12 protein-coding genes are annotated in these 11645 nt (G+C 69.6%); 7 read left to right on the top strand and 5 right to left on the bottom strand.

Translation table 11 applies throughout. From position 1 onward, the window contains the following. Positions 1–4: 4 nt before the first annotated feature. Entirely contained in the window at positions 5–1120 is a 1116-nt protein-coding gene (locus tag R2K23_RS09655; protein ID WP_316516291.1) for a branched-chain amino acid aminotransferase, read from the top strand. Here R2K23_RS09655 and R2K23_RS09660 read toward each other — a convergent pair. From R2K23_RS09660 to R2K23_RS09670, 3 genes are read right to left on the bottom strand one after another with little or no spacing between them, the layout of a single operon-like run. Next, the gene (locus tag R2K23_RS09660; protein ID WP_316516293.1) at positions 1117–1842 is read right to left on the bottom strand and encodes an adenosylcobinamide-GDP ribazoletransferase; all 726 of its coding nucleotides are present in this window, start codon (positions 1840–1842) and stop codon (positions 1117–1119) included. The genes R2K23_RS09655 and R2K23_RS09660 overlap by 4 nt on opposite strands. After that, the gene (gene cobT, locus R2K23_RS09665) at positions 1839–2894 is read right to left on the bottom strand and encodes a nicotinate-nucleotide--dimethylbenzimidazole phosphoribosyltransferase (RefSeq protein WP_316516294.1); all 1056 of its coding nucleotides are present in this window, start codon (positions 2892–2894) and stop codon (positions 1839–1841) included. Before cobT ends, R2K23_RS09660 begins: the two co-directional genes overlap by 4 nt. Before the next feature lie 20 nt (positions 2895–2914). Beyond that, positions 2915–3598 (bottom strand): DUF3043 domain-containing protein, encoded by a 684-nt coding sequence (locus tag R2K23_RS09670; protein WP_396893347.1) that lies wholly within the window; start codon positions 3596–3598, stop codon positions 2915–2917. A 183-nt stretch (positions 3599–3781) separates the two neighbouring features. Between R2K23_RS09670 and R2K23_RS09675 the strand changes: the two genes are divergently transcribed. Beyond that, complete coding sequence (locus R2K23_RS09675; protein WP_316516295.1) at positions 3782–4138, top strand: HesB/IscA family protein; 357 nt, start codon at positions 3782–3784, stop codon at positions 4136–4138. Positions 4139–4151: 13 nt separating this feature from the next. Here the strand turns inward: R2K23_RS09675 and R2K23_RS09680 are convergent, their stop codons facing one another. Continuing rightward, positions 4152–4781, bottom strand: coding sequence for an Rv0361 family membrane protein (locus R2K23_RS09680; protein WP_316516297.1), 630 nt, complete (start codon positions 4779–4781; stop codon positions 4152–4154). A gap of 197 nt (positions 4782–4978) precedes the next feature. Here R2K23_RS09680 and R2K23_RS09685 point away from each other — a divergent pair, with 197 nt between their 5' ends. Further along, entirely contained in the window at positions 4979–5953 is a 975-nt protein-coding gene (locus tag R2K23_RS09685; RefSeq protein ID WP_316516299.1) for a carbohydrate kinase family protein, read from the top strand. A gap of 6 nt (positions 5954–5959) precedes the next feature. Here the strand turns inward: R2K23_RS09685 and asnB are convergent, their stop codons facing one another. Beyond that, positions 5960–7897 carry an asparagine synthase (glutamine-hydrolyzing) gene (gene asnB, locus R2K23_RS09690; protein WP_316516301.1) on the bottom strand — a complete coding sequence of 646 codons (1938 nt, stop codon included), beginning with the start codon at positions 7895–7897 and terminating at the stop codon, positions 5960–5962. 179 nt (positions 7898–8076) lie between these two features. Between asnB and ctaC the strand changes: the two genes are divergently transcribed. From ctaC to R2K23_RS09710, 4 genes are all read left to right on the top strand, one after another. Continuing rightward, the gene (ctaC, locus tag R2K23_RS09695; protein ID WP_316516303.1) at positions 8077–9132 is read left to right on the top strand and encodes an aa3-type cytochrome oxidase subunit II; all 1056 of its coding nucleotides are present in this window, start codon (positions 8077–8079) and stop codon (positions 9130–9132) included. A gap of 18 nt (positions 9133–9150) precedes the next feature. After that, on the top strand, positions 9151–9570 hold the full coding sequence (locus R2K23_RS09700) for a cytochrome c oxidase subunit 4 (RefSeq protein WP_316516305.1): 420 nt from the start codon (positions 9151–9153) through the stop codon (positions 9568–9570). A gap of 159 nt (positions 9571–9729) precedes the next feature. Beyond that, on the top strand, positions 9730–10605 hold the full coding sequence (locus R2K23_RS09705) for an MmpS family transport accessory protein (protein WP_316516307.1): 876 nt from the start codon (positions 9730–9732) through the stop codon (positions 10603–10605). Positions 10606–10622: 17 nt separating this feature from the next. Then, a complete protein-coding gene (locus R2K23_RS09710; protein WP_316516308.1) occupies positions 10623–11213 on the top strand; it encodes a DUF2561 family protein in 591 nt (196 codons plus the stop codon). The last annotated feature ends 432 nt before the right edge of the window (positions 11214–11645 follow it).

The following is an 11645-nucleotide window of genomic DNA, read 5'->3' on the forward strand; positions in this document are numbered from 1 at the left end:
TCCCATGACCAACGGCCCTCTTGAGTTCTCGCTTGCCCGCAATCCGAGCCCGGCAAGCGACGAGGTGAGGGCGAAAATCCTGGAAAATCCTGGGTTTGGCCAATACCACACCGACCACATGGTCTCGATCACCTACAGCGACGGCCGCTGGCATGACGCGGAGGTGATCCCGTACGGGCCGATCGAACTGGACCCGTCGGCGATCGTGCTGCATTACGCGCAGGAAGTGTTCGAGGGTCTCAAGGCCTACCGCTGGCCGGACGGCTCCATCGTGTCGTTCCGGCCCGAGGCCAACGCGGCGCGGCTGCGCACCTCGGCGCGCCGGCTGGCCATCCCGGAGCTGCCCGAGGACGTGTTCATCGAGTCGCTGCGGCAACTGATCGCCGTCGACGCCGACTGGGTGCCGCCGGCCGGCGGCGAGGAGTCGCTGTATCTGCGGCCGTTCATCTTCGCCACCGAGCCCGGGCTGGGCGTGCGCCCGTCCAACGACTACCGGTACCTGGTGATCGGCTCGCCGGCCGGGGCGTACTTCAAGGGTGGGGTCAAGCCGGTCAGCGTGTGGCTGTCCACCGAGTACGTGCGGGCCAGCCCGGGCGGCACGGGCGCGGCCAAGTTCGGCGGCAACTACGCGGCCTCGCTGCTCGCGCAGGCCGAGGCGGCCGAACACGGGTGCGATCAGGTGGTGTGGCTCGACGCCATCGAGCGGCGCTACATCGAAGAGATGGGTGGCATGAACCTGTTCTTCGTGTTCGGCAGCGGCGGCTCGGCCCGGCTGGTGACACCGGAGCTGTCCGGCTCGCTGCTGCCCGGGATCACCCGGGACTCGTTGCTGCAGTTGGCCACCGACGCGGGCTTTGCCGTCGAGGAACGCAAGATCGACGTCGAGGAGTTGCGCAAGGGAGTGGCCGACGGCGACATCACCGAGGTCTTCGCCTGCGGCACCGCCGCGGTCATTACCCCGGTGTCGGTGGTCAAGCACGGCGACAACGGCGGCGAGGCCCAATTCACCGTCGCCGACGGCGAACCCGGTGAGGTGACCATGGCCTTGCGCGACACCCTGACCGGAATCCAGCGGGGGACCTTCGCCGACACGCACGGCTGGATGGCCCGCCTCGGCTAACTGATCGCCAGGCCCAGGGCCGTCAGCGTCGCGGTCACCTCGACCGCGGCGCCCAGGACGTCGCCGGTGATGCCGCCGAACCGGCGCACGCAATGCGCCACCAGCAGCGCGACCAGCGTCAACACCAACACGACGACCAGCGGACCCTGCCACGGCCGCGGGGTGGCGAAGACCGCGCCGCCGGCCAGCGCGACGATCCACGCCGCGATCACCCACACCGGTTGGGTGCCCGCCGCCAGCGCGCCCAGGGTGCTGCCGGGGGCGGCCGGCACCCCGCGGCGACACACCAGCACCGCCGCGACCCGGCCCGCGGCCACGGCGACGACGATGCCCAGCCAGGACAACCCGGTGAACGCCAATCCCTGCAGCGCGATCGCGAGCACCACCGCGGCCACCCCGAAGGGCCCGGCGCCGCCGTCACGCATCACCGCCAGCGCCCGCTCGGGTGGGCCGTAGCAGCCCAACCCGTCGGCGGTGTCTGCCAGGCCGTCGAGGTGCAGCCCCCGGGTGGCCAGCAGCAGCGCGGCCACGGCGAGCACCCCGCCGATCGGATTGCCGGGGCCGAACAGTGCCGCGCCCGCCCACACCACCGCGCCGGCCAGCGCCCCCAACGCCACCCCGACCACCGGCAGCGCGGTGATGGTGCCCCGGCCCAGCGGTGTGCGGGTTCGGGACGGGAGCACCGTAGCGAACGCGAAACTGCTTGCCAGGGAGCCGATCACGAATCCGCGTGACCGGAGATCCCGGCGGAGTCGAAGGTCGCCATCGACATCAGCGTGGCCGTCGCGGCCCGCAGCACGGGCAACGCGAGCGCGGCGCCGGTGCCCTCGCCGAGGTGCAGCCCCAGGTCCAGAATGGGCTCCAATTCGAGTTGCGCCAGGGCCAGGGTGTGGGCCGGTTCGGTGGAGCGGTGCCCGGCCTGCCACCAGGCGCGCGCGCCCGGCGCCAACGCCTCGGCGGCCAGGGCGGCGGCGGTGACCACCACGCCGTCGAGCAGCACCGGGGTCCGGCGCACGGCGGCCTGGGCCAGGAAGCCGGTGATGGCGGCCAGGTCGGCGCCGCCGCCCACCCGCAGCAACCCGATCGGATCCGAGCGCACCGGGTGCGCGCGGTAGAGGGCATCGCGCACCGCGGCGGTCTTGCGCATCCACCCGGCATCGTCGATCCCGGTCCCGCGGCCGATCGCGGCCACCGGTTCGGTGTTGGTCAGCGCGCACACCAGAACCGTTGCCGCGGTGGTGTTCCCGATTCCCATGTCGCCGGCGATCAACAGGTCCGCGCCCGAGTCCACTTCCTCGTCGGCGATGTCCCGGCCGGCGCGGACGGCGGCCACCACCTCGTCCTCGGTGAGGGCATCCGCGGTGGCGATGTCGCCACTGGACCGGCGCACCTTGTGCGCGCCGACCGCCGGGTCCGCCGAGTCGCTGTCGACGGCGATGTCCACCACCCGCACCCCGGCGTCGGCGACTGCGGCCAGCACGTTGATCGCGGCCCCGCCTTCGGCGATGTTGGTCACCATCTGCGCGGTGACCTCCGGCGGGTAGGCGGAGACCCCGGTGCGGGCGACGCCGTGGTCACCGCAGAACACCACCACCCGCGCCCGGGCGAATTGTTCCGGCGGACAACGGCCTTGGCAGCCGGCGACCCATGCGGACAGCTCTTCGAGCCGGCCCAGCGACCCCGCGGGTTTGGTCAGGCGATCCTGGCGGGCGCGCGCGGCCGCGGCGGCGTCGGCGTCCGGCGCGGCCACGTCGGGAAACTCCAAAGTGGCCATCAGGCTCGGGCCATCGCCGGTCAGGAGATCTTGTCGCCGCGGTTGACCTGCGGCTTCGGGGCGCGCATGCGGCGCAGCTGCGAGGCGCGTCCGGCGGCGTAGAAGCCCAGCCGCCAATTGCTCTCGGTGTTGTCCGGGAACTTCTCGTCGACCGCCCGGTTGACCCGGCGGGACAGGATGACGGCGTCGACGGCCAGCGCCGCCATCAGGAGCAGCATCGCGGGGGAGATGAAGGCCTGCACCTGCGGCGCCGCGAGCATCGAGAAGATCATGATCAGGGCGATGGGCATGAACAGGCCCAGCACGTTGTAGCGCGAGTCGACCAGGTCGCGGACGTACCGGCGGACGGGGCCCTTGTCGCGCGGCAGCAGGTAGGCCTCCTCGCCGGCCATCATCCGCTCGCGGTTCTCGTTCAGCTTGGCGCGCCGCTCCAGCCGGGCGGCCTTGCGCTCGGCCTTGGGCAGCTTGGGCCCGGCCATCTCCTTGCGGCGCTTGCGCGCCTCCGCCGTCGTCATCGGGGCGGGCGCGACCGGCCCGCGCCGGCGGCCCTCGTCACGCTTGGGCGTGGGGCGGCCCTTGGGCGGGGTGGTCTTCGCGGCTTCGACGGTTTCGGCGTCCGCGATGTCTGAGACGGTCGACTCCGAACCGGGTTCGTCAGCCGGGTTGGTGTCGCCGTCGCCGTTCTTTCGACCCAGCAGCTTCACGCCTGCCAGGTTACTTCGCAGCGGCCGGTGCCCGGCACGCACCCGTGACGCATCGCCGGATTGGCATGGAACTACGGGAATAGTCAGCCGAGGAGGTACCGTTAGAAACATGGGTGGTAAGTGAGGTCACCCGGCCTCACCCGCCGGTACGCAACCCCGCAAGGGAACCCGAGGGAGAAGGTAATGACTGTTCAGGACGAGTCGGCGACCACCACACACGGTGTGATCCTGACCTCTGCCGCGGCCGCCAAGGCGAAGTCACTGCTCGACCAGGAGGGCCGCGACGACCTGGCACTGCGCATCGCCGTGCAGCCGGGCGGCTGCGCCGGGCTGCGGTACAACCTGTACTTCGACGACCGCACCCTCGATGGCGATCTCACCGTCGAGTTCGAGGGCATCAAGCTGACCGTCGACCGGATGAGCGCGCCGTACGTGGAGGGCGCCTCGATCGACTTCGTCGACACCATCGAGAAGCAGGGCTTCACCATCGACAACCCGCAGGCCACCGGCTCCTGCGCGTGCGGCGACTCGTTCAACTGAGCGAAACCGCTGACTAGAAGGCCCCGGCGGTCCGCAGCACGTAGGAACACACCAGGATCTGGTTGTCGTAGCTCAGCAGTTGAGCCACGCCCTGACGTTCGGTCGGGCCGCCGCGGGTTCCGCGCGCCGGTTCGGTGCGCATGGTGAACAGCACCTGGGCGCTGTTCGGGGACGCGAATACGATGGCGTCCACCGATGTCACCTCGGCGCTCGAGAACTGCTTCTCGAAGGCGTCGGCGGACATCTTCGCCAGCGCGTCGTCGGAGCGCCGATCCTTGACCCCCTCGTAGATCCCGCACAGCGTGTTGCGGGCGATCACTTCCAGATCCTTGTTCGACAGCGCGTCGAGGTAGGCCTGGATGGCCCGTTGCGCGCTGTCGGTGGTGATCGCGCCGCCGGCGGTCGCCGAGGACTTCTCCCCGCCGGCGAACACCAGCGCCGCCACGATGCCGGCCACCGCCGCCAATACGACGATCCCCGCGGCCAGCACGGGCCAGCGGGGCCGCTTCGGATAAGGCACCGGCTGCGGCACCGGACCCGGGAAGGCGCCGGCGGGATCGACGTAGTTGGGCCCGTAGTTGGGCGACACCGGGTACTCCCCGGAGGGGTCGTTACCCTGGTGCGGCGGATACGGGCCGGCCATGGCTTTCCCTCCCAGGCTGTGCGTGAAGTCGGGCTAGCGGGAACGTCGGTCGAGCCATTCCGCGCCAACGGAACTGCCCTTACAGCGTGTCAGTCACGCTCTGTTAGGCAGGTTATCGCAACGTGGCGCCGGCCAACGCGCCCCCGGCTGCCGTTAGGCTTGGCGAGTTCGACAAACGATGAAGGGCGGAGAACTTCGTGACGATTGCTGTGACCGGGTCCATCGCAACCGACCACCTGATGCGGTTCCCGGGGAAGTTCTCCGAACAGCTGCTGGCCGAACACCTGCAGAAGGTGTCACTGAGCTTCCTGGTCGACGACCTGGTCGTCCGCCGCGGCGGCGTCGCCGGAAACATGGCCTACGCGATCGGCGTGCTCGGCGGGGACGCGGCGCTGATCGGCGCGGCCGGCGCGGACTTCGCCGAGTACCGGGCCTGGCTGGAGAAGGCCGGGGTGAACTGTGCGCATGTGCTCGAGTCGACCACCGCGCACACCGCGCGCTTCGTCTGCACCACCGACCTCGAGATGGCCCAGATCGCCTCGTTCTACCCGGGGGCCATGTCGGAGGCCCGCAACATCTCGCTGGCCGACTACGTCTCCGCCAGCGGCGCACCGGAATTGGTGATCATCGGCGCCAACGACCCGGAGGCGATGTTCGCCCACACCGAGGAGTGCCGCAAGCTCGGCCTGCCGTTTGCGGCGGACCCGTCGCAGCAGCTCGCGCGCCTGTCCGGCGAGGAGATCCGGCGGCTCATCGGCGGCGCGGAGATCCTTTTCACCAACGACTACGAGTGGGATCTGCTGCTGAGCAAGTCCGGCTGGACCGAGGCCGACGTCATGAGCCAGATCGGGCTGCGGATCACCACGTTGGGCGCCAAGGGCGTTGACGTCGTGCAGCCGGACGGGACCACCCTGCATGTCGACGTCGTGCCCGAGACGGTGCAGACCGACCCGACCGGCGTCGGCGACGCGTTCCGCGCGGGTTTCCTGACCGGCCGCAGCGCGGGACTGGCCTACGAACAGTGCGCCCAGTTGGGTTGCCTGGTCGCGGTGCTGGTGCTGGAGACCGACGGCACGCAGGAATGGACCTGGAACCGCGACACCAGCCTGGCCCGGCTCGAGGACGCCTACGGCGCCGAGGCGGCGGGCGCCATCGCCGCGGCGCTGAAGTAGCCGCGACTACAGCTCGACGGGGTAGGTCGGCTCGCTGATCTGCGGGCTGATCGACTCCTCGACGAAGATCGCGTGCCAGAGCATGAAGATCAGCACGGTCCACAACCGCCGGCTGTGATCGCTGATGCCGGTGCGGTGTTCGTCGAGCATCCGGCGGACCGCGGCGCGGTCGATGAACTGATCTGTCTGCGAGCGCTCGATCATCTGGTACGCCCAGTCCAGCAGCTCGCCGGCCCGTAGCCAGTGCCGGATGGGTACCGGGAAGCCCAGCTTGGCCCGGTTCAGCACGTGCGCGGGCACGATGGGCTCCAGCGCCCGCCGCAGCGCGTACTTGGTGGTGGTCCGGGTGATCTTCTGCTCCAGCGGAAGCCGGGAGGCGACCGCGAACACCTCGGGGTCAAGGAACGGCACCCGCAGCTCCAGGGAATTGGCCATGGTCATCTTGTCGGCCTTGACCAGGATGTCGCCGCGCAGCCAGGTGAACAGGTCGATGTGCTGCATCCGCGCCACCGGGTCCCAGCCCGCCGATTCGGCGTAGATGGGCGCGGTGACGTCGGTGTGCACCCACTGTTCCTGGAATCCGGGCAGCACGGCGCGCAGTTGCGCATCGTTGAAGCTGCGGGCGTTGCCGTAGTAGCGCTCTTCGAGCGTGAGCGAACCCCGGTGCAGCAGGCTCTTGCCGCGCATGCCGTCGGGCAGCGGCCGCGACAGCTTGCCGACCGAGCGCCGCAGCCGGGCGGGGAAGTAGTCGAACGGTCGCAGCGACAACGGTTCCCGGTAGATGGTGTATCCGCCGAACAGCTCGTCGGCGCCCTCCCCGGACAGCACCACCTTCACGTGCTTACGCGCCTCGCGGGCGATGAAGAACAACGGGACCAGCGCCGGGTCGGCCACCGGTTCGTCGAGATACCAGACGATCTCCGGCAGTGCCTCGACGAATTCGGCCGCGCTGACCACCTTGGTCACGTGTCGGGCGCCGATCGCCTCGGCCGAGGCGACGGCCACGTCCACCTCGGAGAAACCCTCGCGCTCGAAGCCGGTGGTGAAGGTGATCAGCCGCGGGTTGTGGCGGATGGCCAGTGCGGCGATCGCGGTCGAGTCGATGCCGCCGGAGAGAAACGCGCCCACGGTGACGTCCGCGCGCATGTGCTTGGCCACCGAGTCCTCCAGGACGGCGGTGATCTCGTCGTAGCGGGCCTGGGCGTCCTCCCGCCGGGCACCGAACGGCACGGGGGCGAACCGCGGCACGAAGTAGCGCGTCACCTCCGGCGCGGCCCCGGGGCGCAGCCGCGCATAACAGCCGGACTCCAGCCGGCGTATCCCGCGGTGCAGGGTCTCGGGCTCCGGGACGTACTGCAGCACGGTGTAGTGCTGCAGGGCGCGTTCATCGATGTCGGTGTCGAGGCCCAGCGGGTCGGCAAGGTCCAGCAGGCACTTCTTCTCGCTGGCGAAGGCGGTGCCGCCCGGGCCGGTCGCCATGAACAGCGGCTTGATCCCGAAGGGGTCGCGCGCGCAGAACAGCTCCTCGGCGACGGTGTCCCAGAGCGTGAAGGCGAACATGCCGCGCAGCCGGTTCAGGGCCTGCGGGCCCCAATGGTGATAGGCCGCGACGATGGCCTCCCCGTCGCCCTCGGTGGCGAAGACCGCGCCGTGCTCGGCGCGCAGCTCGGCGCGCAGCTCCAGGTAGTTGTAGATCTCACCGTTGAACACCAGCACGTAGCGGTCGGGTGTCTCCGGCGGTCCCCAGCGCAGCGGCTGATGGCTGTGGGCGATGTCGATGATCGACAGCCGGTTGAACCCGAGCACCACCCGCTCGTCGGACCAGGTTCCGGGCTCGTCGGGACCGCGGTGCCGCATCAGGTGTGACGCGCCCGCGACAGCTTCAACGATTTCGCTGGTGACGGACCGATCCGGGTCGCACACCAGGGCAAGCAGTCCGCACATTGTCGGCAAGTATGCCGCACTCCGAGGCCCGGTATCCAGGCAGGACCGACGACGCGTGGGCCCGATGGGGTAGGTGTGTCGTGCCCGGTGAAGGGGCGTGGTCTACGCTGCGTAGTATTCGATTCGCGACGCGTGCGTATGCGATTGGATTGACACGAACTCATACAGGAGGCACCGACGTGAAAACCCGCGGGCAGGCCTTGTCACAAGGTCGTTCTCGTCGGTTCCGGACGGTGGGTCTGGCGGCGACGCTGGGCCTACTGGCGGTCACCCTGAGCGGCTGCAGTTGGCAGGACGTCATCGGTCTGGGCTGGCCCAAGGGCATCACCCCCGAGGCGCACGCCAACTACAACCTGTGGATCGGCTCGGTCATCACGGCGTTTGTGGTCGGCGGCATCGTCTACGTGCTGCTGTTCTGGACGTCGCTGTTCCACCGTAAGAAGGACACCGACACCGATTTCCCCCGCCAGTTCGGCTACAACATGCCGCTGGAACTGATGCTGACGGTCATCCCGTTCCTGATCATCTCGGTGCTGTTCTACTACACCGTGGTGGTGCAGGAGAAGATCATGAACATCGACCCGAACCCCGAGGTCGTGGTCGACGTCACCGCCTTCCAGTGGAACTGGAAGTTCGGCTACCAGAGCATCAACTTCGCCGACGGCACCTACAGCTACGAAGGCGCGGACGAGGAGCGCAAGCAGGCCGTGCTGTCCCAGCCGGACAGCGACGGTGAGGACGGGCACAAGACCCGCGGTGCGATCGCCGGCCTGAACCCCGAGGACCGCTCCTACCTCAACTACAACGAGGTCGAGACGCTGGGCACCAGCGAGGAGATCCCGGTGCTGGTGCTGCCCGTCGGCAAGCGGATCGAGTTCCAGATCGCCTCGTCCGACGTGATCCACGCGTTCTGGGTGCCGGAGTTCCTGTTCAAGCGGGACGTGATGCCCAACCCGGTGCAGAACAACTCGCAGCACATTTTCCAGGTCAGCGAGATCACCAAGACCGGTGCGTTCGTCGGGCGCTGCGCGGAGATGTGCGGCACCTTCCACGCGATGATGAACTTCGAGGTGCGGGTCGTGGAGCCGAACGACTTCAAGGCCTACATGCAGCAGCGCATCGAGGGTAAGTCCAACGCCCAGGCGCTGCAGGCGATCAACCAGCCACCGTTGGCCGTCACCACCCAGCCGTTCGAGACGCGGCGCGGTGAGTTGGCAGCCGGACCGCGCAACTAAGGGACGAGGGAACGCCTCATGCATATCGAATCCAGGTTGTTCGAGATCCTCACCGCGTTCTTCGTGGTGACCACCGTGGTCTACGCCGTGCTGACGGCCATGTACGCCGACGGCGGCGTCGAATGGGCGGGCACCACCGCGCTGGCGCTGTCCGGCGGATTGTGCCTGATCATCGGCACGTTCTTCCGGTTCGTGGCCCGCCGGTTGGACACCCGGCCCGAGGACTACGAGGACGCCGAGATCAGCGATGGCGCCGGCGAGCTGGGTTTCTTCCCTCCGCAGAGCTGGTGGCCGGTGTCGCTGGCGCTGTGCGCCTCGGTGACCGCGGTCGGGGTGGCCCTGTACCTGCCGTGGCTGATCTTCGCCGGCTTCACCTTCGTGATCATGGCGGCCGGCGGCTGGGTCTGGGAGTTCTACCTGAAGCCCGAAAAGCACTGACCCCGCACACCCCGCGGCCTTAGGTCACAATCGTGGTGCGACACGGCGTGCCGCTGAACTGTGGCGCCGGTTCGACGCCCTCGGTTGGGTAGTGTGACCGAGGCGCAAACGAACGGTTGTGCCCGTCGCGGGTGATCTAGTCGAGAAGGACAGGCGAAGATGAGCGGGCCGAATTCTCCGGAACCGGAGTCTCCGGACGACCCGGGCGGCCTTCCCGGTACGGAGGGGCCGACCGAGAGCTACAGCTCAGACGAGGTGGCGCCGGGGGAGTTCCCGTCGCAGGCCTATTCCGCGCCGGAATCCGAGCAGTTCATGTCCGGGCCGTACGTGCCCGTCGACGCCGGTCTCTACGACTACGACAGCTACGACGCAACCGAACTCGTCCGCGACGAGGCGCCGCCGCGCTGGCCGTGGGTGGTCGGCGTCACCGCGATCATCGCGGCCATCGCCCTGGTGGTCTCGGTGTCCCTGCTGGTGAGCAGCACCGACACCGACACGCTGGCGACCCCGCAGACCTCCACGTCCACCACGCCCCCGGTGCAGGACGAGATCACCACGCCGGAGCCGCCACCGCCGCCCCCGCCACCCAGCGAGGAGCCGCCCCCGCCGCCTCCGCCGCCGCCACCACCCCCGCCGCCGGAAACCGTCACCGTGGTTCCGGAGCCGCCGCCGCCCCCGCCGCCTCCACCGAGCGAGGAGCCGCCCCCGCCGCCGGCCACGACGACGGCGGAGCCGCCGCCACCGACCACCACGACCCGCAGCGGCCCCCGCCAGGTCACCTACTCGGTGACCGGCACCAAGGCGCCGGGCGACATCATCTCGGTGACCTACGTGGACGCCTCGGGCCGTCGTCGCACGCAACGCAACGTGTACATCCCGTGGTCGCTGACCGTCACCCCCATCTCGCAGTCCGAGGTCGGTTCGGTGCAGGCCTCCAGCCTGTTCCTGGTCAGCCAGTTGAACTGCTCGATCACCACCAGTGACGGCACGGTGCTGTCGTCGAATTCCGGCAACGCGGCGCAGACGAGCTGCTGAGGGGTATCCGAGACGCCATGAGTAGCGACCTGTTCCGTTCTCCCGAGGCCGTCGACCGGTCCCTCATGGTGGCCTGCGCCGTGGTGTGGCTGCTGGTGCTGGGCCTGTTCGTCGCCGCCGGCGTGGCGCTGGCCGACCTTGGGCAGAGCAGTGCGCAGAGTTCCTCCGGCGATGGGACTCCCTGGCTGCTCTACACGGTGATCGGGGTGTCGGCCGCGGTGATCGTGGCCGCGGTGCCGCTGTTGCTGCGGGCCCGCAACGCCGGTGGAGCTGCGTCGTCGTCGTCGGCCCCGGCCTCGCCGGCACCGGCCCGACCGGCCGCCGCGGCGCGCGCCGCAGCGCCCATGGCCGCGACCGCGCGACTGCGCCCCGGCGCGCCGAATGCCGCTGTGTTGGACCGGATCTGGCTGCGTTGCGGGCTGGCAGTGTTGACCGCCACGGGGGCGGCCCTGTGCGCCGTCGCCATCGCCACGCACCTGATGGCCGTCGATTCCGTGGTGGCGTCCTGGGTGCTCTACGGGGTGGCCGCGGTGATCACCGTCGGGATGGTCGCCATCCCGCTGTACTTCCTGCGTGAACTGCGGGCCCAGGTGGAACCCGCAGCGTAGCGAGGGGCAGCGTCGGTAAGCGGTCTCACCGAGACCCGGACGTCGATCGCCCAGCTGGCCGGCAGTGCCGCCGGCGCGCCACCCTCGTCCCCGTCGTGCGGGTGGCCACCACCGTCTCGCTGGCCACCGGCGGCTCGCCGGTGAGCTGTCGGCTTGGACTCGTATCCGCGTGGCTGGTGCTGGGGGAGGGGAGACCTCGCTGATCCTCACCCCTCGGCGCGGCCCCTGCGGTACCAATCCAACCCGGAGCATTTGTCGGCGGTGTTCGCTGCCGAGTTCGCGCTGTCTCTCGCCTGCTTCATCGCCGTCCGCTTGGTGGCCGGCTCGGCGCTACGCGCCGGACGACCCGTGGCTGTGGTCGACGCCGCCGTCGGTGGACGCGTGGCAGTACCGAAAAGTCAGGGCCGTCACCGGATTTCTCCGGTGACGGCC

The organism is Mycolicibacterium sp. MU0050, from assembly GCF_963378085.1.
Taxonomy (GTDB): domain Bacteria; phylum Actinomycetota; class Actinomycetes; order Mycobacteriales; family Mycobacteriaceae; genus Mycobacterium; species Mycobacterium wendilense.